This window comes from Thermoactinomyces sp. DSM 45891 (assembly GCF_900119485.1).
Taxonomy (GTDB): Bacteria; Bacillota; Bacilli; order Thermoactinomycetales; family Thermoactinomycetaceae; genus Baia.
Window position 1 is genome coordinate 288,599 of sequence record NZ_FPJZ01000002.1, and the last position, 24,073, is coordinate 312,671.

Consider the following 24,073-nt stretch of genomic DNA (forward strand, 5'->3'; position numbering starts at 1 on the left):
TCCACCCTAACCACCCGAACTAGATGAAACAGAGCTATCATATTTTACATACCCGGCTTTTTTTCCATCCTTAATAAGATAAGAGTTGGGATTATAGGTACTTCCATCATCATCACAAAATTTATCTGAGTTCAAGTCATCACAGAATTCCAAGTCGCTCCCACTACTACATCCCGAAAGTGGAGCCATTGTCACAGAAGCAACAAACAGTCCTACTAATTTGGCTGTTCTGCTTTTCATCTTACCCCCCCTATAATCAAGATCCACTGTTATCTAATCATCTACTATGAGGTTTGTACCTCATCCGTTGCTTTTTTACTCTTCTGTTTTTGAAAATATCCCCAAGCCAAAACACCAAGTACAGCTAATACTTGAACACCGTAGCTAAGCAGCGAGCCTGACGGGAAATAAGGTTTCATAAATTTCTCTTTGATGAGCATGCCACCCGCCGTCCAAGCTAATACTCCAGAGCCCACATATAAAATCCATGGAAAACGATCCATCAACCGGAGGAATAGAGTACTTCCCCAAACAATAATCGGCACACTAATTACTAAGCCTAAGATCACGAGTAGATAATTTCCATGTGCAGCACCTGCTACTGCTAATACATTATCCAAGCCCATTACGGTATCTGCAATTATAATCGTTTGAATCGCTTGGAATACCGTTTTCTTCGCTTCAATCTCATGACCCTTGTCATCAGCTAATAACTTGCAAGAAATCCATAATAATAAAATGCCACCAACTAATAATAAACCCGGAATTTTTAGTAACCACACTACCGCTGAGGTTGCTACAACCCGCATGACAACAGCACCTACAGTCCCCCAAAATATAACCTTGTTTTGTTGCTCTTTTGGAAGGTTTCTTGCTGCTAAACCAATGACAATTGCATTATCCCCTGCTAGTACGAGGTCGATGATCACAATCGATATAAGTGCTGTTAAAAACTCTGTTGTAAATAAATCCATATAAACCTTCTCCTTTTTTTGTTTAAAATTACGTAACCACAAGAAAAGACCTTTACCCTAAAAGGAAAAATCCAAATAGGATAAAGGTCTTGCTAACAACGATTACGTTGCCAACAAAGCCGGGGAATCCTCCCGTAATGACGACTTTGTTGTAACAGCTACTCCCCTTTAAACATACATATATGGCATTTGTTACTTCCATCATAATCGAGTAATCAAAATACTGTCAATGAGTATTTCTTATAAAACATAACACGAAATTCTATTAGTACAACCGTTTTTTCTTATTAACCCTTTTTCTATCTTGAAACCCTTCGGGGTTCGCTTTTTCCCGAGTAGCACTTGGCTCTTGTAATTCCTTGCTCTGAGAATGATCTGCAGCTATCGGAGTCACCTTCATTGTCTCCATTGCTTCCACCACCGGGACCTGTTTAGAGGAATCCGTCTCTTCTTCAGTAGAATCTACCCCTAAAAGGTTTTGCTTATACAATCGTCGCGTAATCGCTTTAGAATGAGTCGAAGACGAATCTTGATCCTGCTCTAGCCCTAGCTCAGGTTGCACAACAGAATGGGGGGAAGTAGGTTCCTTCCTAGCAAAACGACGACGTGCAAATGGTTGAGTGTGCGTTAAGAACTCTTCTTCATGATGACCATTCTGTCCACTTTCTTTCCTATCATCTTCTAGAAGAGTGTTCTGTGCATGCTGCTCTCTTCGACTTCTCCAAGAAGATGGTTGGCCAAATTCTGCTTTTTCTACTTCTTTTTTCCTTACTAGTTTATGTTCAATTAACGAGGATGCTACATGATCTTTATTAGTAATTTCTTCCTGATCCTCGTCCACTTGTTCTGTCTCTGATAAGTATTGTGCTTGTTGGCGTTTTCGTTCACGTCTACGAGTACTCCGACGCACTTTTTCTACCGATATACTTGAAGTTTCGTATTGCTCATCTTCTGGAAAGAATTGATTCAGCTCTTCCAATTCCTTAGCCCGCTTTTTTCCGATGATAATACTAACTCCAGCAATCATAACAACGATGATTACTCCAAGACCAACCCAAAGCATTGGTCCGTTAAGAAAAGACATAACGAAACCTCCATTGATCATTAATTTCCTTTAAAATGAGGACGACGTTTTTCAATAAACGCATCCATTCCTTCCATCCGGTCCTGTGAGTGGAAAGTGAGTCCGAAATAAGAGGCCTCCATACGCAAACCACTCTTAAGGTCTACTTCCACACCATTATGAATGGCTTTCTTTATAAAATGAAGTGCTAGCGGAGCCTGTTTCGACAACTGGTCAGCTAGACGTTTCGCTTCATCCATTAGTTGATCAGTAGGTACCACTTTCTGTACAAGCCCGAGTTGATAAGCTTCCTGAGCAGAAATACGATCCCCCGTCATACAAAGATACTTCGCATGATTCCGCCCAATCGCGCGAGCAAGACGTTGCGTACCTCCATAACCCGGGATTACACCTAAATTAATCTCTGGTTGTCCAAATGAAGCTTGATCTGATGCTAGTATCATATCTCCACACATGGCAAGTTCGCAACCTCCACCTAGAGCAAATCCATTAATTGCCATAATAACAGGCTTGGTAAGGTCCTCTATTTTTTGGAAAATGGCTTGCCCTCGTAGAGCTTTCTGCTCTGCTTCAATCGATGTTTCGATCTGACGCAACTCCGTAATATCTGCACCAGCTACAAATGCCTTCTCACCCGCACCCGTTATAATAACCGCACGAACAGACTCTTCTTGCTGAATCCAAGTAATAACTTGATCCAATTCTTCTAACAACTCTACATTAAGTGCATTTAATACTTTAGGACGATTTAAGGTGACCATTACCGTTCCGTCTGATTGCTCTACCAATAAATGTTTATATGCTTCCATCATATAATCCACCCTTCTGCGCCTTTACCTATCATGCTTGATTTATCGCTTTCAAACAAGGGTTCTTCCCATTAGTTCAAGAAAGAGCAATATTCTCCTCCTTCATTATACAAAACGAACAATTCATTCATAAAAATATAAAAATTGGAAAATGTTTTCATCCTTCTTAGGTTGCTACTTCGAACCTATTATATTGTAACATTTCACTGGGAGAAATGAAATCAAAGCGACCGAATTGTAAATCGGTCGCTTTGGCTAAGTTAACATTATTTCATTTTGCTACGAAGATACCCTTCAATAAAAGAGGTGATTTCTCCGTCCATGACAGCTTGGACATTTCCCATCTCCACCGAGGTACGGTGATCTTTTACCATACTATACGGGTGAAATACATACGAACGGATTTGACTCCCCCATCCAATCTCTGCTTGTTCCCCTTGTATCGCATTCATCTCTTTTTGTTGTTCTGCTAGCTGTCTTTCATATAAGCGGGCTTTCAGGATCTTCATCGCTCGTTCACGGTTCTTAATTTGCGAGCGCTCCGATTGACAAGTTACCACCACGTTGGTCGGAACATGCGTGATCCGAACTGCCGAGTCCGTTGTATTTACATGCTGACCGCCTGCTCCGCTAGAACGATAGGTGTCAATCTTAAGATCTTCTGTACGAATCTCGATTTCAATATCATTATCTATCTCAGGCATAACGTTACACGAAGCAAAAGATGTATGACGACGTCCCGAAGAGTCAAACGGACTAATCCGTACTAAGCGATGGACTCCTTTTTCTGCTTTTAGATAACCATATGCGTTTATCCCTTTAATGAGTAAGGTAACACTTTTCACTCCTGCCTCATCTCCAGGCAAATAATCAAGGGTTTCCACTTTATATCCATTTCGTTCGGACCATCTGGTGTACATGCGTAACAACATCTCAGCCCAGTCCTGGGACTCTGTACCACCCGCTCCCGGATGTAGTTCCAAAATAGCTGAATTCCGGTCATATGGCTCACTCAACATCATGTGAAGTTCAAAAGCATCAACATCTTTAACGAGTTGCCGAACTGCCCTCTTTTGTTCTTCTAACAAATCTTCATCTTGTTCCTCTACTATTAATTCTAACATCATGTTTTGCTCTTCAAGTGCTTCATCAAGAGATGTGATCTGCTCCACTTGTTCTTTCAACGATTTCATCTCATCGATTACTTTTTGGGCGGCCTGCTGGTCATTCCAAAAAGTAGCGTCTGTCATTTGTGTTTCTAGTTCTTGCAGTCGTTCTTTTTTCTGGTCTAAGTCAAAGAGACCCCCGAATGTCCGCCAGTCGTTTGGCTGTATTCTGGAGCTCATGTCTGATTTCTGATAGATCCAAAGCTCTCACCTCTTATGGTTATGTCGCGTTAGTTTGTTCTGGGGTAATGTATCTCCCCTAATCATTCCTATTCTAGTTGCTGGCCTCTCTTGAAGCATGTATGTCCATTATAACGTATACGAGCAAGAAAACCCACGATTCCAATAGGATGGAAAAAAGGTAGCACGGCGGCTACCTCTTCTCTTGTTGGTTATAAACGTTACTGTGGCTTTTTCATACAACACTGTTTGTATTTCTTTCCGCTTCCACATGGACAAAGGTCATTACGCCCTATTTTTTCCATGTTGCGGACAGGGCGTTTCTTTTTAGCTTGCTCAGAGCGTTCAGTGTCGTCACCGGAGACAGCTTGAGCATTCATGACAATTTCGTTTGGCTCTACTTCAATGGCTTCATCTTCTTCGATGACCGTTTTCATCATATACTTCGCCACTTCTTCTTGGATCTCAGCAGTGAGAGCCTCAAACATAGCGAAGCCTTCCATTTGATAGCTACGAAGCGGGTTATCTTGACCATAGGCGCGAAGGTGAATTCCTTGACGCAATTGTTCCATCGCATCAATATGATCCATCCATTTGCGGTCTACTGTGCGCAGGATAACCACCTTTGAAAACTCTTGGAAACGATCATGACCGATTTCTTCTACACGTTGCTTATAGAATCTCTCAACCTCTTCAGAAAGAATGTCGATGATTTCTTGCGACGTTTTATGTTCGAGATCGTCGTCATCTAGTGTATCATCTGGAAGCAAGTTACTATGCGCATAATCCACAATTGCATCTAGATCCCATTCTTCTTCATCACTATCAGCAGTATGGATACTAACAACTCGCTCGATATCAGCCTTAATCATGTTAAGCACAACATCTTGTAGATCGGTAGAAGTTAAAATCTCCTTCCGCTGTGTGTAGATAATCCCCCGCTGTTGGTTCATCACATCATCATATTGAAGAACCCAGCGGCGTGTATCAAAGTTATTTCCTTCCACCTTTTTCTGTGCATTCTCGACAGCACGGCTAAACATACCACCTTCAATCGGTTGGTCTTCATCCATGCCCAGACGATTCATCAAGCCTTCTATTCGCTCCGAACCGAAACGACGCATTAAATCGTCAGAGAAAGAAAGGAAAAATTGGGAGGTACCTGGGTCCCCTTGTCGTCCCGAACGACCACGGAGCTGGTTATCAATCCGACGGCTCTCATGACGTTCTGTTCCAATAATATGGAGTCCACCTAACTCAGCCACACCTTCACCCAGTTTGATATCGGTACCACGGCCCGCCATATTGGTTGCAATCGTAACAGCGCCCATCTGCCCTGCTTGTGCTACAATCTCAGCCTCTTGAGCATGATTTTTTGCGTTGAGTACTTGATGAGCGATACCGCGTTTTTTCAGTAAACGTGAAAGTTTCTCGGAGTTTTCAATCGATACCGTTCCCACTAGTACAGGTCGTCCTGTTTGGTGGCTTAGTACGATTTCCTCTACAACGGCACGGAACTTCGCCTCTTCTGTCTTATAGAGTACGTCATTTTTATCTTCTCGGATCATCGGACGGTTGGTAGGAATTTGTATAACGTCCATATTATAAATCTTACGGAACTCCTCTTCCTCCGTCTTTGCCGTACCCGTCATGCCACCCAATTTATCGTACATCCGGAAATAGTTTTGTAAGGTAATCGTTGCTAGTGTCATGCTCTCTCTCTGTACTTCTAGACCCTCTTTCGCCTCGATCGCTTGATGTAAGCCATCACTGTAACGACGACCTTGCATCAAACGTCCTGTGAATTCGTCAACGATAACCACTTCGCCCTCTTCGGTAACGACATAATCTTGGTCACGCTTCATGATCACATGAGCTTTTAAGGCCTGTTGCACGTGATGATTTAAGGTAATGTGTTTCATGTCAAATAAATTGTCAACACCTAAGAAAGACTCTACCTTCTTAACCCCATCATCCGTTAATGCCACTTGCTTCGTCTTAATATCGATGGAATAATCCTCTTCGTCACGAAGGCGTTTGATAATCTGGTCCGCAGTATAGTACAAATCAGTGGCTTTCGCCGCTTGCCCACTAATAATGAGTGGAGTACGGGCTTCGTCGACTAAAATACTGTCAACCTCATCGACAATTGCGAAATTTAATTCGCGTTGCGATAAACTATCCACATCCGTAACCATGTTATCACGCAGATAGTCAAAACCAAATTCATTATTCGTACCAAATGTGATATCAGCGGCATACGCTTCCCGCTTCTCTTCCGGAGACATAAATGGCAAATTAAGTCCAACCGTTAACCCTAGGAACTCAAACACTTGCCCCATCCACTCTTTGTCACGTTGAGCCAAGTAATCGTTCACAGTAATGATATGAACACCTTTGCCTGAGATCGCATTGAGATACGCAGGTAGAGTAGACACTAAGGTTTTCCCTTCACCCGTCTTCATCTCCGCGATATCGCCGTTGTGAATTACCATCCCACCGATTAATTGCACCTCAAAATGACGCATGCCCAGCACACGTTTCCCTGCTTCGCGCATCACAGCAAACGCTTCTATCAACAGGTCATCTAGCGTTTCCCCGTCCTGATAACGTCTTTGGAATTCTCCTGTCTTTGCCTGCAGTGCTTCATCACTTAACGCAATCATCTGTTCTTCCAGCGCATCAACCTGCTTAGCAAGCTGAAAATACTTTTTCAATTGTCGTTCCGTCGGATCTAAAAACTTCTTTAGCGCTTTAATCATGTAAACACCCTCCAAGAGGTAGTCTCATACCGTTTTCAACATACTATTATTTATTCTATCAAATAACATACCGTTTTTCACTTTAATCCTTTAACAAAACAGAAAACCGAAAGAAAACCATCCGGTCGATTCGATAGAGAGAACAGATGATAAAAAATGCTCAACTCCCCTTTCTCTCTACGAATCCCCACCATGGTCTATATACTGGCAGCTCCTATTTCTCTTTCGATACCAATTTTTTCAACCGCAAGTAAAACGCATGCGCAAGCTTCTTACGATCACCTTCACGGTCAATGTAATTGAGGCCGTTTATGGCAATCTGTTCTTTTTGCTCCTCCGAATATTGGCGCACTTGACCAATAGCGGCCGCCAGCCCTTCCGGATTTTCAGCACCCGCAAAAATCCCTACCTCATTCTTCTCTACAATTTCGCGAACTTCCCCATCTACCGTTGATAAAATGGGTTTTCCTAAAAAAGTATAGTCAAATAATTTATTCGGGCGTGCCCCGCGAAACACTTCGTTATCAGCCAAGGAAATGATTCCGCAATCAGCCGCATATGTGTAATCAAAGATCTCCGACTTCGCAACCGGATCCAGTAGGTGGACATTCGTTAATCCCAACTCCTCACGAAGGCGAACCAACTTCTCTTTTTCAGGTCCATCCCCGATCAATACAATCGATGTCCCAGGTTCCAGATAAAGTCCTGCGCGCACTACATACTCTAGAGCATTTGCTGGTCCATGTGCCCCTGTATATACCGCTAAAAACTCATCTTCCCGAATTCCCATCCGCTTGCGAAACTCATCTCTTGTCTGCGGCGTAGGTTCCCATGAACCGAGTACGACTCCGTTAGGAATCAATTCAATCTTACTTGGATCGATTCCCCGATCTGTGATAAAAGTACGTTGGTGATCGGTAAGAACTATAATCTGATCCGCTTTTCGATACAGATGATTTTCCATCCAAGTCAAGATTCGAATAATATGTTTATTCGTAAGCCCGCCCATCTTGATCAGGGAATCTGGCCACAGATCACGGACTTCAAACACAAACGGAACGCGCTTGATTGCCGCTAACATCCAGCCTGAAAAGGCTAAAAAGAGATGAGGCGAGGAAGCAATCAACACATCCGGACGCTTCTTAAACAAACCCTGCAAGAAAAAGACGACAGCAAAGCTTGCCATGTTAATCATTCTACGAAAATCGTTTACCTTATGCGGAAACGACCATAACCAGTTTAAGCGCAAGCCTTTTACAGGAGGAATCGCTTGTTTCTCTTCTTCTGTTACCCAGCTACGACGCGGGTGGACGAAGCGGGACATCCATAGATCTACCTCTGCTCCCTCCTCTTCCGCCCATTCTTTCGCTAGCTCATAGTGCCTCGTAATCCCTGCAATATTAGGGGGAACAGCATAGTGATTGGCCAACCAAATCTTCATTGCTCTACACACTTCCTTGTAATAACGAATCATTCATCTCTATCACAGCTCTTGTTCTAAGATGTCCACGATCTGTGTAGCGGTTGTTCCATCTCCAAATGCGGCTGGCACCTCTGAGAAATCGACTGTAAACCGCTCCACCATCTCTAAAATCTGTGCAGTATCGGCTCCAACTAATACATTGGTTCCAAGATCTACTGTCTCTGTCCATTCCGTTTCATCACGCATCGTAATACAAGGAACTTGTGCAAAAAAAGCTTCCTTCTGCACACCACCTGAATCGGTTAAAATCTTACTCGCATGCACCTCTAACTGCAACATGTCTAAGTAACCCACAGGCGGAATCACCCGCACATTAGGGTTCGTAATCTGTAAGCTGAACTGCTCTAACTTTCCAACGGTACGCGGATGTAGAGGGAGAATCGTAGTCATAGGTAGCTCATTCAGTGCTGACACGATCGCTCTTAGACGAGCTGGATCATCTGTATTCTCTGCACGATGCAAGGTGACCAGAATATACGATTTAGACGTAATCCGACATTCATCTAGTATATGAGATTGATCCTCTGCTAAGGTACGATTAAAATTCACCACATCTAGCATAACATCCCCCACAAGAGAAACTCCTTCAGTCACTCCCTCAGAAGATAAATGCCTCAAAGCCGTCTCAGTCGGACAAAATAGCCAACGAGATACATGATCCGTTAGCACACGATTTACCTCTTCAGGCATGCGACGGTTAAAGCTTCTAAGCCCTGCCTCCACATGTGCTACTGGGATATGTAGCTTTGCTGCGGCAAGAGCTCCCGCAAGAGTGGAGTTGGTATCTCCATATACGAGAAGTGCATCAGGCTTCTCTTTCATCAACACTTCTTCGACTTTTGTTAGCATCTCTCCTGTTTGTGCGCCATGCGATTTGGAACCAACATGTAAATGGTATTCAGGATGAGGAATTTGTAGTTCTTCAAAGAAAATATCCGACATCGATTGATCATAATGTTGTCCAGTGTGCACAAGAACTTCTTGTCCACGCGAACGGATTGCTCGTGATACAGGAGCTGCTTTTACAAATTGCGGACGAGCTCCTACCACTGTTACTACCTTCATCATCATTCCTCCAACGACCTAGAGCATAGTGTATGATGCCTATCTTAACACAGAACCTGCCCCACTCTAAACCATCCAGACTAATCTGACATAAAACAGACTAAAGGCGAGTGAGTGTACCCACTAGCCTTTAGTCTGTTTTCCATTATTCTTTATATCATCAATTCATTATCCAGCACTTACTCTGGAGTAATGAGTCCATACTTACCATCTTTTCTGCGATAAACCACATTCACCTCATCTGTCTCAGCATTTTCAAAGACAAAGAAGTTGTGACTTAGCATGTCCATTTGTAACACCGCTTCGTCCATACCCATTGGTTTAAATTGAAAACGCTTCGTGCGGACGATCTCAACATCTGCGGGAGAACTAGAATCCCACTCTTCTTCCACTGCTGTTGCCGCGATAGATGAGTAGGCGGCTAAAGCTTCTTCCATATATTGCGAACGGAGACTACCTTCCTGACGGGCTTTGCGATGAATTCGGGTCTTGTACTTACGAACCTGACGTTCTAGCTTCTCTACCACAAGATCAATTGATGCATACATGTCCTCACCCTGATCTTCGGCTCGAAGAAGTAACCCTGGAAACGGAATCGTTACTTCCACCTTGTGTTGATCTTTGTTGCCTTGTACAGTTAACGATACATGCGCCTCAGAAGTATCATTACTTATGAGGTAACGCTCCAGTTTTGCTAAACGCTTTTCGACGTACTCTCTTAGTGCATCTGTCACCACAATGTTATTGCCACGGACGATATAATCCATAAAATTGAATCCTCCTTCCGCTTTATACTATCTATTACCCTTTTACTGAAAAAATTCCTCCTAAATCTTTACGAAAAAAGTAAGTTAAATTATTCCAATAAGACTTGAAAAAAATCATGTTATGATAGTGGACCAAAAGGATTATATAGAAAACTCCCTAGCCAAATAGGCCTAGGGAGTGGACTAGCTTAGTATTAGACTTGAAGAAGTCCTCGAAAAAGCCAATTAAGCTCTTACTACGTTTGCCGCTTGTGGACCACGTGGGCCATCAACGATTTCGAATTCTACTGTTTGACCTTCTTCAAGGGTTTTGAATCCGTCGGTTTGAATTGCGGTGAAATGTACGAATACGTCGTCTCCGCCTTCGCGCTCGATGAAGCCGTAGCCTTTATCAGCGTTAAACCATTTTACTTTGCCTTGCATGGAAACACTTCCTTCTTGGTTAAAAAATATTGCAGAAGAGTTACATCTTTGCGATTAAACTATATCACCAGAACTTTCATCATGTCAAGTTAACATGAGTATATACTCACTACCATCATTTATCCAAATTATCGATCTACGCCCAATTCGAGGTAACCTAATGAGGGAGAATGAGTTCAAATCACAAAAGTAAGACACCTCCGCGAGAGAAGTGTCTAATGGGCCAAACTATACATTTACTGCATCTTTTAATTGTTTACCAGGTTTAAAAGCAGGAACCTTGCTCGCTTCAATCTGAATTTCTTCGCCGGTCTGTGGATTGCGGCCCATACGAGCGGCACGCTCTTTTACCTCAAAGTTTCCAAATCCTACTAACGTCACTTTATCTCCACTTACAAGGGCCTCCGCAATCGCTTGGAGTACAGAATCCACCACAGCACTTGCTTCCTTTTTTGATTTTCCAGTAGACTCTGCTACTCGTTCCACTAATTCTGATTTATTCATATCTTACACTCTCCTCATTTTTTCTTATTCATCTGTCTTTCCCAAACTCACCCGATTTATACATATTCAGAATTCGTCCTTGCAAATGTACACGCAACAGGCTGTAAGTTAGCTCTTCGCAAGAGCTTTGCGCACTCCCTTACGGTTGATCCAGTTGTATATACATCATCGATCAAAACAACCGAGTGACCGGATAAATCCATCTGTTTTCTTTGGTAAGAAAAAGTTCCTACAAGTGCTTGAAGCCTTTGATCTCGACTTCGCTTACTTTGCGGCTGATCTTGATACCTCTGTCGAACTAACAATTCCACTACAGGAATATGTAATTGTGCACCGATAATATGGGCTAGCTGTTTGGCTTGATCAAACCCACGCTCATATACTCTCTTGCGATGGCAGGGAACATATGTAATCAAAAAGCGATCCCTATGTAAAAAACGTTGCTTAATCAGCGAAGCCATCCAAAGTCCCATCGGCCTCGATAGTCGCTCATCACCCCGATACTTCCATTGCTGAACAACTAAACGCGCCCAATGGTTATACTCGACACAACTCATGTTTACAACTCGGTCAGACTCAGGAGTCCGCAGGCAATCGTAGCAAAAAGAATCATCGATCAAATTCGGTTTCCCACAAACTCTGCACTGTGGGTATGCTAAAATCTTGCGTTTCTCTGTACAACCTGCACATAACTGTTCCCAGATAGGATTGCCTATCATCCTAGGACGAGGGGACTGACAAAACCAACAGTATGCAGACGAATCACCAAATATTTTCGACCACCAACTCCTCATCCGCCAAACTCCTTGCAAGCCTCTCGATTTAAGAGTTGTATCTCCCGAATCGCTTGGCAAATAGGTTCTGTTTTATGATTGGATATAAACCACACTTTTCCTGCTTGGTATTGCAAACTTCTTCCGACCCTACCTGCAATTTGGACCAAAGAAGCCCTGTCATATACGGAATGATCTGCACCGAGCACGACCGCATTACATTTTGGGACCGTAATACCACGTTCTAAAATAGTAGTAGTTACTAGATGAAGAATGTTTCCATCACGAAATCGCATAATTTTCCCCGTTCGATTTTCATCTGTACTCGATACAAAATCCACTTGTCCCTCATCACAAAGAAATTGTCTTTTTAACCATTCCCCTACCACCCTTGTATCCTCAATACGAGGCACAAACCACAATGCTTGTCCATCTGTACTCGTAATCTCACTTATGATTCGTTGCACCGTTCGATTCATTTTGTGAGATTTGATCTGAGCCCACAAGGCCCTTTCTCTTTTCCAAATCGGGCATGGCATCAGTTTGCCATGAAATCTACATGGCAACAATACAGTAGGTAAAATTCCCTTTCGCATCCTATAAATCCATAAATCCGTAGGCGTCGCGGTTAAGAGAACAATCGTACCACCTGTTCTTTTTGACCTTTGGATTGAATATTCTAACGCAGGATTCCCCTCGAGCGGAAAGGCATCCGCCTCATCCACTATGACTAGATCAAAGAGATGGGCCATTCGAATCGTCTGATGCGCTGTAGCAATCACCAATGGACTTAACATCCATTTATCTGGGCTTCCTGCATAATGTTCAGAGACAATCCCATCTGGAAAAAATCGTTTTAACCGCGGGGCTAGTTCCTTCACCACATCTTGCCTAGGCGTACACCATAGTACCGACTTCCCTTGGCGAATCAGTGGTTCGATCACCGGAATCATCGTCTCTGTCTTACCTGCCCCCGTTACAGCCCAAAACAAGACAGAAGGCATTTTTTGTCTCACGTAAGTAGATAACTCCTGCACAGCAGTCAACTGCTTCGCTGTTAGTTGGATCGAGGGCGCGTTTACATCTCGTGGAATCTGCACCCTATCTCGTCCTACTCGCACAAACTGATACAGATACCGGCAACTTCTTGCCCTTCCAAGTAGTAGACAATGTTTACAGCTGGCACAACTATCTCGTTCGCACCTTCCACAAGGGGTGAAGAAGATAAACTCTTGATCTGCACCGCAACGAAGACACTTCCATCTCCCTTCCCGAAGCACAATGGCAGGAAACACAGAAAGCCAATTCTTCCCCCTCCATTGATGTATTATTTCATTCCACTCATTCTCCGATTGTTGTGGAAAATGAAGTGCTCGAAATCGCTGTACTTCCTGATCTAGTAGTAGACGACCTTCCCAAAATGAATAGGCGTAATCACTTTCTTGTTTGATCTCCACTTATCACATCACCCCACAAAACCAATAAAAAAACCAGACACGTACACGGAGTCTGGTGATATTACGATGCTGACCACTTTCCTTTAACTGTATCCTCTTCATACGAAACTCGTAGATCCATCACAATAAATCGCTCTCCGACCTTCTGATTGTCTTTCATCCATCGCTCTACAGCACCATCATCGGATTGCATATGAATAAACTCTAACTCCACATATATGCGGTTTAGCTTCTCCAGCAATCGGTCTGCCTCTTCCGTGTGGCCGATTAGCAGACAACTAACCTTTCCATGACTCCCTGAAATGCGATGATTCGTATAATAAGATCGAATCCACCATTCTAATTGCTGTTCTGTATTATCTGCAATGACGACCAAGTGCGATGCTTTATTATGATAATAACTTCCGTAAAGCCAATTTGACCTCTTTACTAACATCCAGATTACAAAATAGGTAGCTACTCCTGCTAAACAAACCCATACCATCATCATCACAACCCCCTTTTCCTATCTCAACTGGATTTCTATATTAATTGGACCCACCCGTATTTGATAGCAAGCAACACAGCTTGTGTACGATCTTGGACATCTAATTTATATAAAATCTTACTTACATGATTCTTAACGGTCTTCTCACTAATAAATAAATGTTCTCCAACCGCCCTGTTATTTTTTCCTTGTGACAATAGACGTAAGACTTCCATCTCTCGGTTGGTTAGAATTTCTTGCCAATTCACTGTATGATACGATGTATGAATTCGACTAAAAGCACCTTCTTGCCGACTCAATCGACGAAGTTCACTTGCCATCTTGCTCACCAATACTGGGTGTATATAGGTTCCACCACAAACCACCACTTTTAAGGCTTCAATAAGTTGTTTCGGTTCTATTTCCTTTAGGAGATAGCCAGTCGCTCCATTGCGGATGGCTTCTACTGCATATTGATCGGCTTGATCCGTTAGAATGAGGACTTTTGTTTGAGGAGTCACTCGATTGATGTAGTGCGTAACCTCTACTGCATCCATTCTGGGTAAATATAGATCCATCACAACTACTTGCGGTATAAGAGTTTCACATACATGCGCTACTTCCGATCCATCTATACAAGATGCTACAATTTGCAACTCAGGATAATAAGAAAATAAATTTTTATATCTATTCAGATAAATGTCACTGGAATCTGCTACTAAGATACGAATGGGGGATATATTGGAAGGCTCACTGAAATGGGCATTTCGTTGGTGAAGAAACGGACTCTCAATCAAAACGTTCACCTCACTCCCTTGATGAATATCCAAAATCGCCTGACATCTCTTTTTATTCTATCATGAATCCTTTTTTGTTTAAACAAAAAGAGCCATCCTTTGTTGGATGACTCCTCGTGATTCATTTATAAGCCTGCGTCAGTCTTTAATACCTCTACTTTATCTGTGCGCTCCCACGGTAGGTCAATATCGGTGCGACCGAAATGACCGTAAGCGGCGGTTTGGCGGTAGAGTGGACGACGTAAGTCTAGTTGACGGATGATTCCGGCTGGGCGGAGATCGAAGTGTTTATTTACTAATTCAACTAGAACCCCTTCATCTACCTTACCCGTACCAAACGTCTCAACACGAACGGACATAGGGCGAGCCACTCCGATCGCATAAGCCAATTGCACTTCACATTTCTCAGCAAGACCTGCAGCAACTAGGTTTTTCGCTACATAACGTGCCGCATATGCAGCAGAGCGGTCTACCTTAGTAGGATCTTTACCAGAGAATGCTCCTCCACCATGACGAGCATATCCACCGTAAGTATCTACGATTATCTTACGACCTGTTAATCCTGCATCTCCAAGTGGTCCACCGATTACGAATCGACCTGTTGGATTAATGAAGTACTTTGTATTTTCATCGATCATATCTTTTGGGACGATCGGACCAAAGACATGCTTCCTTATATCGCTCTGAATCTGCTCAAGTGTAGCATCCTCAGCGTGTTGAGTAGAGCATACAAGTGCATCAATTCGAACTGGCTTGTCATCTTCATATTCTACTGTCACTTGGATTTTACCATCAGGGCGCAAGTAATTGAGTGTTCCATCGACACGTACTTCATGAAGTCTTCTAGCCAGTTTATGTGCTAGAGAAATCGGGAGTGGCATCAATTCGGGAGTCTCGTTACAAGCAAAACCAAACATGAGTCCTTGGTCACCTGCACCAATCGCTTCAATTTCTTCTTCCGTCATAGAGCCCTCACGAGCCTCTAATGCTTGGTCTACACCTTGAGCAATATCAGCAGACTGCTCATCAATCGATGTCAAAACTGCACAAGTTTGAGCATCAAAGCCAAATTTTGCACGAGTATATCCGATATCACTTACTGTTTTACGTACAATCTTTGGGATATCAACATAGCAGTTGGTTGTAATTTCACCCGCAACCAAAACCAAGCCAGTGGTAACAGAAGTTTCTGCAGCAACACGGGCATTCGGATCTTTCTCTAAAATAGCATCCAAAATAGCATCCGAGATCTGATCACAAATTTTATCTGGATGACCCGCTGTTACAGATTCAGAAGTAAATAACGTACGCTTCTTTTCAGACATGGATTCATTCCCCCTAAATAGCCATTATATGTAAACAAAAAAACCTCTCCTCTCTTGGAAAGGTGTTTCTACTCTTCAGCTTGATGACAAACTTCTCGTGTGAACACCTAGTAAAAAGAGGCTACCTGATTCTTAGTCAATCTCTACATCACCACTAAGAATACAAGATTATACTCATAAACACAAGCAATATTCGGTATGCATATAGTTTTATTTCTTAATTAAATAAATATTCCACCACCCCCTGCACAGACTCAACGTCTCCGTTCATTTTTGAGGATTTTGTGTAACTTACATAGTAATGTGTTAAAAAGGTAGAAAAGGTGATAGGATGTAGTAAAAAATTATACAGAATAAGTGAGGGTTAGTTATGCAAGATGGCTTCGGGCCCACAGGTTCAAGTAAACAACTAACTCCGAAAAAGAGTAGAAAAAAAAAGATTGTCATTTGGACATCCGCTATTCTCTCAACTCTTCTTGTAACAGTTGGTGTTTATTCCTATAATCTCTATACGACAGTGGCCAACAGTCAAGACTCTACAGCCGGAAAATCTTCCTTACGAGAAGAACAAGTAGATGTAAAGAAAGAGCCCTTTACCATCCTATTCATCGGTGCAGACCAATACAACTCCAAAAAAGAGTCAAAAGAAGGCTGGCGTCCTGATGTGATGATGCTTGCTGTCGTCAATCCAGAAAAAAAGAATATCCACATGGTAAGTATCCCCCGCGATACCTTTTTCCAAATCCATGGGACGAAGACACAAACGAAAATCAATGCTTCTGCAGCCTCCATATATACGAATATCAACAAGCTTACCCCCATCAACTCTGTACGGGAAACCGCTCAAGATTTTCTGAATCGACAAGTCCCTATCGATTACTATGCTAAAATCAATTTTAGTGGGTTCATAGGCCTTGTCGACAAAGTAGGTGGAATTGACGTAGAAGTTCCATACAACTTTAAAATGCAAACATTTGGTGGGAAATATCTCCACTTTAAAAAAGGAAACCAACATTTAAATGGGGAAGAAGCACTTGTTTTTGTACGACAACGAAAACTAGACCCTGAAGGTGATCTCGGACGTAACAAACGCCAACAACAAGCTGTACGGCATGTTTTAGATAAAATGCTCAGTTTCAAAAACTTAACACAGTTTACTGATATCACTGAAGTAATCGGGAATAACTTCCAGTATAGCTTTCATGTTTCGGATATCTTACCGCTAATGAGTATTTATGCGGATATACCTAAAGAAAATAACCACATCATTAAATTAAATACCTATTCTAAAACCCTCCCTGGTCACGGCGACTGTCAGATCACGACAGAGGGTGAACGTAAACGAGTAGTCGCAGAACTGCAAAAAGCAATGGACAAACCATTCAATGAGGCAGATCTCTTGTACGATTTTGAACAAGATCTCAAGAATCCCAATCGGAAACAGAAGCCCGCAAAATAAAGATCTCTGAAAGGAGAATGAAATGATGAACTCCCAACGAAGTCGACTCGAACGAGTAGAGATGCGTAAAAAGAAGAAGAAAAAGAGAGTCATTATTTTTAGTGCCATCCTAGCTCTCTTTATCGGTGTAGCTGGCTACTATGCAACTAATCTCCTGAGTGCATTTTCAAATTCCCACGATGAGAGCTTGAAAACAGATGCCAAGAAAGTAGACATAAAACAAGAGCCTTTTACCATGCTTTTAGTGGGAATTGACCAGTATGATCTTGAAAATGAAAGTAAAAATGGAGGGCGTCCCGACGTCTTAATGGTAGCTACAGTAAATCCAAAGGAAAAATCTGTACGAACCATGAGTATCCCTCGTGATACGTATGTGAAATTTTATAATTCCACCAGCAAAGGGAAGATTACGGAGACACTATCTTCTCTGCACTCTGGTTCGGATGCAAAAGCAAAAAACCAGCAAATCGTAAAACAGGTAGAACAATTCTTGGATAACAAGATCCAGATCAACTATGTAGCACAGATTAATTTCTCAGGATTTATGGATCTAGTAGATGCAGTAGGTGGCATTACCGTAGATAACAAATATAAATTCCAAGTTCCATTCTACGGGGGGAAAATGCTGAAATACGAAAAAGGGCAAATTAACTTAAACGGAGAAAAAGCCCTGATGTATGTAAGAACTCGTAAAAACCACAAAGGCACTGGCTCCATCGTGCCTACAGAAATGGAAAACGATAATGATCGAAACCGTCGTCAACAAGAAGTAATCAGTGCCATTTTAGGTAAAATGACTGGATTTACTGGCGTGACTCAGTTTAGCGACATCACCAAAGCAGTAGGGAAGAACTTCCGTTATAGCTTTGATATGGGCGAGATCCTCCCTATGTTTAATGTGTATCGTGAAGCACAAAACAATAAAGAATCGATCGCTCTACACAACTACTCTCTTAAACAAAATGAGAAATGGTTCCAGATCGTTCCCGAGGGTGAGCGTCAACGTGCCATCGCTGAGTTACTCAAACATCTAGGAAAAGAGTACGACAAGCGTGCCATCACATATGATCACACGCTAGATCCTTTCGAGGCAAAAACGCTCGAACAAATCCCGAAACAAGTACCACAGAAAGCATATCGGAATTCTGAAGGTACAGGTACCCATGAATCGAATCAACCTTCAGGCTCCACTAACAATGGAAGGTAAATCGACTACCACTACTCCATAATCGTATAAAAAATACCTGATCCCATTCAGGTATTTTTTATATTCCGCCCTCGAAACTTGATCCTAATATTTCCCAGATGATAGTATAAGGGCAATTCGTTTTCCCAAGCTTCTAATGAAATGAGGAATCATTTGGTGAAGAATCAACGCTCAGAGCAACAAGTAGCGCGTAGAAAAAAGAGGAATCGAATACTCCTCATATGCTTGGCAATTCTCGCTCTAACGGGTAGCTTTTACATATATCAAATGTGGAATGCACTGGCGAAAGGACATGATTCTAATGCAACAAAATCGGATCTTAGACAGAAGCAAGTAGAAATCGGGAAGGATCCGTTTACCGTCTTGCTCATGGGTGTCGATTCACGCACTGCCAAAGGGGAAAAGGAGTCGTGGCGCCCCGATGTACTCATGATTGCTACCATTAATCCAGCAAAAAAATCAGCCTCCATCGTCAGTATCCCCCGCGATACTCGAACCACCATCACCCATACAAATGGCTGGAAAGATAAGATTAATTCCGCTGCCACATGGGGAAGAGAAAAGGGCATCGACCCCGTTTCTAATGTAAGACTCACCGTTGAGAGTTTTCTAGAAGGCGTCCCCATTGATTACTATGCGAAGATTAATTTCCAAGGCTTTATGGACGTCGTCAATCAACTGGGGGGAGTTGACGTAGATGTAAAGAGGGCTTTCACTTACCGCTCCTTTAACGATAAAATCATCCACTTCAGACTTGGGCCCATGCACTTAAATGGGGAAGAAGCCTTAGCCTATGTCCGCATGAGAAAACAAGACCCTGAAGGTGATCACGGTCGTAATCGCAGACAACAAGAAGTAATCAATCAACTATTAGACAAATTAACAGGGGTTCAAGTGCTAACCAAATTTACTTCCCTCACGGAAATCGTTGGGAACAACTTTTCCTATAGCTTCAGTCCCTCCGAAATCCCTACTCTAGCTAGCATCTATCGTAGTATTCCAAAAGAATCCTTAAAACACATAACGATTCAGGCCCCTTCTGAAAGAATCAACGGAATCTGGTATGATTTAGTTAGCCAAAAAGAGCGTGATCGTGTTAGCAATCTACTAAAAAAAGAGTTAGACCTCCCTTACGATCAAAATAAAATCGAGGTCCCTCAAATGAAGAAGACAAATTGAACAACACCTCAAAGACGGCCAATAAACGCCGTCTTTTCTTTGGGAGAGGAGCCCCTACATCATGAAAACACCCTTATCGTATCTAACCATTGCTAGATATGGAGAAACGGAGATCATTATTCAAAAATCTCGTTTTATTTGTCAAGCTACACCTGTCAAAACGGAGGAGGAAGCCCAAAAATTTATCGCTGACATCTCTAAAAAATACTGGGACGCAAGCCATAACTGCTCTGCCTACCTCGTCACCGATCTCATCCAAAAAGCATCCGACGATGGCGAGCCTTCCGGAACAGCAGGCAAGCCGATGCTCGAAGTCCTACATTCCAAGAAAGTTCAATACACTGCGGTCGTCATTACGCGATACTTCGGAGGAATTAAGCTAGGAGCTGGCGGCCTCGTCAGAGCTTATAGCCAAGGAACATCCGCGGCCCTAGAAGCCGCAGGAATCGTCCAGCCTGTCCTCCATCAATCCATCAACATCTCCTTTGATTACACTCATATAGGTAAGCTCGAGCACGAACTACGTCAAACCTCCTACTTTTTAGACCAACCTATATTTACCGAGCACGTAAGCTGGACCCTATGGGTACCTGTGGACGAAATAGAGCAAATCCAATCCCAGATCATCGATTGGACCCATGGTCAGGCAAATGTAGAACTGGGAGAGTTAGAATACCGAGTGAAGTAGAAACGATACAGAACCATTTTTGCTAGCTCATGATCCACCAGATAATTAACTATCTCTTCAAGTATTAACCCCCTACGTAGTATCTACATAGGGGGTTAAGCCAATCTTCTCAGTTGAATCTACATTGTTTCTCCATAGATCTACTTCTTATACAGAGCATGAACCACTTCTTTAGTCGCCTGTGCAATCAACTCCTCGTTATAAGTTGCATCCTTCTCGCCTCGGCTTGATAACATCGCAATCACAATCGGTGCTCGGTTCGGTGGCCACACGATAGCAATATCATTGCGAGTTCCGTAACCACCTGATCCCGTTTTATCCCCCACGATCCATCCATCTGGAACACCAGCACGTATTAGCTTATCCCCTGTCGTATTTCTCTTCATCCAATCAATCAACATATTACGCTTTTCCATCGGAAGAACATTCTCCAGTGTGAAAGCCTTTAGACTTGTTGCTAACGCCTTTGGCGTGCTTGTATCACGGATGTCACCAGGAGTCGCCTCATTCAGATCCGGCTCAAAACGAGAAGGTTTCGTAGTATGATCGCCTATCCTCATTAATTCCTGTCTAGCTACTTTCGGACCCCCTATTTCTTCGAGTATTAAATTTAGTGCCGCATTATCACTATAGCGAAGGGTAGCATCGCAAAGTTCTCTTAGGGTCATTCCCGTGTCTATATGTTTTTCGGTAATAGGTGCATACCCAGATCGAGTTACATCCTCTTTTGTATAAGTAATTAATTCATTTAGCTGATCAACAGACTTTTGCTTCAACAGCATTCCTACGATTAGAGTCTTAAACGTAGAGGCATAAGCAAAACGCTCATCCGATCGGTGAGTAACAGTTCGTCCTGTTCCAGTATCGATCGCATAAACACCTAGCCTCGCCTCAAATTTCTTTTCCAGATCAGTGAACGCTTGATTCACATCAGCAGCACTTACACGATGTTTGACTTTATTTTCTTCTGCTTGAACCATTCCACTTACACCCGTAAGACTAAATAAACATAAGCCAGCAAGCATACTCATAGCCATTTTCATTTTCTTCAAGAGATATCATCCTTTTTTGTATAGATTTGTAGAGGGGGAATTTGGTTTCCCACTTTATTCCTTCGAAAAAGACACCTCCCTTAGGGGATTCTATTTCCCCTATGAAACTAAAAAAAACGAGAAATAGGAGGGAACTGTGACAGATTAAAGTCCATCTCTAACCTAAATCCACCCTGTACACCTCTTATTTCTCATGATGAACACAAAAATAGCGAGCTACGTCTACCCGCTCACTTATGATAAAAATGTATGAATTAGTTCTAAACAATCAGCCACCACTTCATCCGTCACTTGCCCCTTTGTTTCAAATCCCCGTGCATGCCAGTCTAAGCTCTTCACTTGATCAGCAAGTATCACCCCTTGAAATGGAAGACCTTCTGGTAGCTTCACCTCAAACGGATACCCTTTTTCTACGGTGGTAATCGGGCAGACAACTGCAAATTTCGTAGTTTCATTAAAGTTTTTCGGCGATAACACAATCGCAGGTCGTCGCCCTGCCTGTTCGTGCCCAGCTTGTGGATTAAAACTGAGGTATACAAGATCACCTCTTTCTGGTGCGGCCATTACAAAAGCTCAGCTCCTTCTGCTTCCCCAAAATCAACTTCATGATGTCGGTTTTCGGGAGTCACTTTTGCTAATAGCTCCTCAAGTGTCGGTCTCTGCTTCATGGGGATTAATTTAATCTCCTGACCCTCTACTACCATTTCCATTTCCGATCCATTCTCAATCGATAACATTTCCGCAACATGATTCGGAATTCGGATGGCAAGGCTGTTACCCCACTTAGACACTAATGCAGTCATACTAATTCCTCCCTTTCTTGCCTTTGCTCCCATTATATCCCCTCCTTATTTCCATGTATATACATTGTATCTACATTATTGCCAAATTATTCACGTTACATGACAGAGAAACAAAAATTCCCCAGCACGTCCTATTACGTTGATAGGTTCGTACTGGGGAATTCGATTAAAATGCGGCCACTACTGCACCTTTGTATTTCTCATCAATGAATTTTTTCACTTCTGGTGAGTTCAAGACTTTCGCCAATTTTTTCAGGGCTTCTTTATTTTCGTTACCTTGTTTTGCCGCAAGTATATTTACATACGGTGAGTTTTTATCCTCGATGAACAGGGCATCCTTGATTGGATTTAGTTTTGCTTGTAATGCATAGTTTGTGTTGATAACCGCTAAGTCTACCTCACCGATAGTACGAGGAAGCATAGCAGCTTCTAATTGCTTAAATTGAAGTTTCTTCGGATTCTCTTTAATGGACTGAAGAGTTTTCTCACCATCTGAGCTATCTAATTTGATCAAACCTTTCGTCTCTAAAAGCTGAAGGGCTCGTTTGAAATTAGAAGGATCGTTCGGCAGTGTTACCGTTGCACCGTTTGGAATCTGCGCTACCTCTTTCCATTTCTTTGAATATGCCCCCATTGGTTCAATGTGAACGCCTACAACTTTTGCGATATGGTATCCCTTTTCTTTATTCGTTGTCTCTAACCAAGGAACGTGTTGGAAGAAATTCGCATCAAGTTGTCCTTCTTCTACTGCTTTGTTTGGTAATACATAGTCTTGAAATACTTTTACACTCAGTTTTACGCCTTCTTTTTCCAGTTGTGGTTTGATATGCTCTAAAATCTCAGCATGTGGTACTTGGGAAGCTCCTACTGTTAACGTTGACTCTTCTTTCTTCCCTCCACAAGCAACGGCAAGTAGGGATACAATCGCAATTAAGGTAACAAGCCAGCTTTTTCTCATCTCTTATTCCTCCAATGTAATATATAGTTACTCTCTTAACGGTGGTCAACTTTGCGACTGATCACATCGCCGATCCACTGAACGATTTGAACAATCGCTACCAAAATGAAGCTACATACAAGCAACATCTCATTATTAAACGACTGGAAACCTACTCGTAGAGCAACGTCTCCCAATCCACCGCCACCCACTATCCCAGCAAAAGCGGAATAACCGACTAGTGAAACGCACGTTACTGTAACTCCCGAAATAATCGCCGGCAGGGACTCGGCTAATAAAACCTTGCAAATGATCGTAAATCGATTCGCCCCCATCGCATGTGCGGCTTCTAGTGTGCCGCGATCCACTTCCAGTAATGCCGTTTCCACCATTCGAGCAAAAAAAGGTGCAGCCGCTACGGTTAGTGGAATCGTAGCAGCAGTCGGTCCTAAACTAGTACCGATGAGAAACGTAGAGAGCGGAAATAATAATAAAATAAGGACAATAAAAGGAACACCACGAAATACATTCACTACAACAGCTAAACTTTTATGAGCCACTTGGTTCTCCCATAAATGATCACGGTTCGTAATCACGAGGAGTACTCCGAGCGGTAAACCCAATAGCACTGTAAATAACGTTGAAATCCCTACCATTTGCAATGTATCTAATGTGGCCTGCCAGACAGTCACCCAATCTACCTGATTAAGCAA

The 24,073-nt window shown here is 42.6% G+C and carries 25 protein-coding genes; 4 read left to right on the top strand and 21 right to left on the bottom strand.

All coding sequences use genetic code 11. The features are described from left to right. Positions 1-6: 6 nt before the first annotated feature. The 16 genes from BT147_RS04495 to metK form a co-directional block, all read right to left on the bottom strand. Complete coding sequence (locus tag BT147_RS04495; protein WP_072331367.1) at positions 7-240, bottom strand: hypothetical protein; 234 nt, start codon at positions 238-240, stop codon at positions 7-9. A 44-nt stretch (positions 241-284) separates the two neighbouring features. After that, positions 285-974, bottom strand: a complete 690-nt coding sequence (locus BT147_RS04500) for a TerC family protein (RefSeq protein ID WP_072331369.1) — start codon at positions 972-974, stop codon at positions 285-287. A 265-nt stretch (positions 975-1,239) separates the two neighbouring features. Continuing rightward, on the bottom strand, positions 1,240-2,058 hold the full coding sequence (locus BT147_RS04505; protein WP_072331371.1) for a hypothetical protein: 819 nt from the start codon (positions 2,056-2,058) through the stop codon (positions 1,240-1,242). A gap of 20 nt (positions 2,059-2,078) precedes the next feature. Beyond that, complete coding sequence (locus tag BT147_RS04510; protein WP_072331553.1) at positions 2,079-2,867, bottom strand: enoyl-CoA hydratase/isomerase family protein; 789 nt, start codon at positions 2,865-2,867, stop codon at positions 2,079-2,081. A gap of 266 nt (positions 2,868-3,133) precedes the next feature. After that, a protein-coding gene (gene prfB, locus BT147_RS04515; protein ID WP_143187915.1) for a peptide chain release factor 2 occupies positions 3,134-4,235 on the bottom strand; the annotation gives its coding sequence in 2 pieces (ribosomal slippage) (positions 3,134-4,162 and positions 4,164-4,235; 1,101 coding nt in all). 199 nt (positions 4,236-4,434) lie between these two features. Continuing rightward, on the bottom strand, positions 4,435-6,975 hold the full coding sequence (gene secA, locus BT147_RS04520; protein WP_072331373.1) for a preprotein translocase subunit SecA: 2,541 nt from the start codon (positions 6,973-6,975) through the stop codon (positions 4,435-4,437). A gap of 214 nt (positions 6,976-7,189) precedes the next feature. Further along, the gene (locus BT147_RS04525; protein WP_072331376.1) at positions 7,190-8,416 is read right to left on the bottom strand and encodes a glycosyltransferase family 4 protein; all 1,227 of its coding nucleotides are present in this window, start codon (positions 8,414-8,416) and stop codon (positions 7,190-7,192) included. Positions 8,417-8,458: 42 nt separating this feature from the next. Then, positions 8,459-9,523: a non-hydrolyzing UDP-N-acetylglucosamine 2-epimerase gene (gene wecB, locus BT147_RS04530; RefSeq protein ID WP_072331378.1), complete on the bottom strand. Its 1,065-nt coding sequence runs from the start codon at positions 9,521-9,523 to the stop codon at positions 8,459-8,461. 179 nt (positions 9,524-9,702) lie between these two features. Further along, positions 9,703-10,290 (bottom strand): ribosome hibernation-promoting factor, HPF/YfiA family, encoded by a 588-nt coding sequence (hpf, locus tag BT147_RS04535; protein WP_072331380.1) that lies wholly within the window; start codon positions 10,288-10,290, stop codon positions 9,703-9,705. A 225-nt stretch (positions 10,291-10,515) separates the two neighbouring features. After that, positions 10,516-10,713 carry a cold shock domain-containing protein gene (locus tag BT147_RS04540; protein WP_072331382.1) on the bottom strand — a complete coding sequence of 66 codons (198 nt, stop codon included), beginning with the start codon at positions 10,711-10,713 and terminating at the stop codon, positions 10,516-10,518. Positions 10,714-10,941: 228 nt separating this feature from the next. Then, complete coding sequence (gene hbs, locus BT147_RS04545) at positions 10,942-11,217, bottom strand: non-specific DNA-binding protein Hbs (protein WP_072331384.1); 276 nt, start codon at positions 11,215-11,217, stop codon at positions 10,942-10,944. 56 nt (positions 11,218-11,273) lie between these two features. Then, the gene (locus BT147_RS04550) at positions 11,274-12,011 is read right to left on the bottom strand and encodes a ComFC family protein (protein ID WP_072331386.1); all 738 of its coding nucleotides are present in this window, start codon (positions 12,009-12,011) and stop codon (positions 11,274-11,276) included. Beyond that, on the bottom strand, positions 12,008-13,447 hold the full coding sequence (locus tag BT147_RS04555) for a helicase-related protein (RefSeq protein WP_072331388.1): 1,440 nt from the start codon (positions 13,445-13,447) through the stop codon (positions 12,008-12,010). Before BT147_RS04555 ends, BT147_RS04550 begins: the two co-directional genes overlap by 4 nt. A 61-nt stretch (positions 13,448-13,508) precedes the next feature. Beyond that, positions 13,509-13,934, bottom strand: coding sequence for a hypothetical protein (locus BT147_RS04560; RefSeq protein WP_072331390.1), 426 nt, complete (start codon positions 13,932-13,934; stop codon positions 13,509-13,511). A 35-nt stretch (positions 13,935-13,969) separates the two neighbouring features. After that, entirely contained in the window at positions 13,970-14,710 is a 741-nt protein-coding gene (locus BT147_RS04565; protein WP_177239672.1) for a LuxR C-terminal-related transcriptional regulator, read from the bottom strand. Between the two features lie 125 nt (positions 14,711-14,835). Continuing rightward, complete coding sequence (metK, locus tag BT147_RS04570; protein WP_072331392.1) at positions 14,836-16,035, bottom strand: methionine adenosyltransferase; 1,200 nt, start codon at positions 16,033-16,035, stop codon at positions 14,836-14,838. A gap of 370 nt (positions 16,036-16,405) precedes the next feature. Between metK and BT147_RS04575 the strand changes: the two genes are divergently transcribed. The 4 genes from BT147_RS04575 to BT147_RS04590 all read left to right on the top strand — a co-directional run bounded on the left by BT147_RS04575 (position 16,406) and on the right by BT147_RS04590 (position 20,568). Then, positions 16,406-17,494: an LCP family protein gene (locus BT147_RS04575; RefSeq protein ID WP_072331394.1), complete on the top strand. Its 1,089-nt coding sequence runs from the start codon at positions 16,406-16,408 to the stop codon at positions 17,492-17,494. A 25-nt stretch (positions 17,495-17,519) separates the two neighbouring features. Next, the gene (locus BT147_RS04580; protein ID WP_072331396.1) at positions 17,520-18,701 is read left to right on the top strand and encodes an LCP family protein; all 1,182 of its coding nucleotides are present in this window, start codon (positions 17,520-17,522) and stop codon (positions 18,699-18,701) included. A 156-nt stretch (positions 18,702-18,857) separates the two neighbouring features. Next, complete coding sequence (locus tag BT147_RS04585) at positions 18,858-19,880, top strand: LCP family protein (protein WP_072331398.1); 1,023 nt, start codon at positions 18,858-18,860, stop codon at positions 19,878-19,880. 61 nt (positions 19,881-19,941) lie between these two features. Further along, on the top strand, positions 19,942-20,568 hold the full coding sequence (locus BT147_RS04590) for a YigZ family protein (RefSeq protein WP_072331400.1): 627 nt from the start codon (positions 19,942-19,944) through the stop codon (positions 20,566-20,568). Positions 20,569-20,708: 140 nt separating this feature from the next. Here BT147_RS04590 and bla read toward each other — a convergent pair whose 3' ends face one another. From bla to BT147_RS04615, 5 genes are all read right to left on the bottom strand, one after another. Continuing rightward, positions 20,709-21,611: a class A beta-lactamase gene (bla, locus tag BT147_RS04595; protein WP_083426379.1), complete on the bottom strand. Its 903-nt coding sequence runs from the start codon at positions 21,609-21,611 to the stop codon at positions 20,709-20,711. Positions 21,612-21,854: 243 nt separating this feature from the next. After that, positions 21,855-22,184, bottom strand: a complete 330-nt coding sequence (locus BT147_RS04600) for a type II toxin-antitoxin system PemK/MazF family toxin (protein ID WP_072331402.1) — start codon at positions 22,182-22,184, stop codon at positions 21,855-21,857. After that, positions 22,184-22,456, bottom strand: coding sequence for an AbrB/MazE/SpoVT family DNA-binding domain-containing protein (locus BT147_RS04605; protein WP_072331404.1), 273 nt, complete (start codon positions 22,454-22,456; stop codon positions 22,184-22,186). Before BT147_RS04605 ends, BT147_RS04600 begins: the two co-directional genes overlap by 1 nt. Before the next feature lie 133 nt (positions 22,457-22,589). Continuing rightward, complete coding sequence (locus BT147_RS04610; RefSeq protein WP_072331406.1) at positions 22,590-23,381, bottom strand: MetQ/NlpA family ABC transporter substrate-binding protein; 792 nt, start codon at positions 23,379-23,381, stop codon at positions 22,590-22,592. Between the two features lie 35 nt (positions 23,382-23,416). After that, entirely contained in the window at positions 23,417-24,073 is a 657-nt protein-coding gene (locus BT147_RS04615) for a methionine ABC transporter permease (protein WP_502688554.1), read from the bottom strand.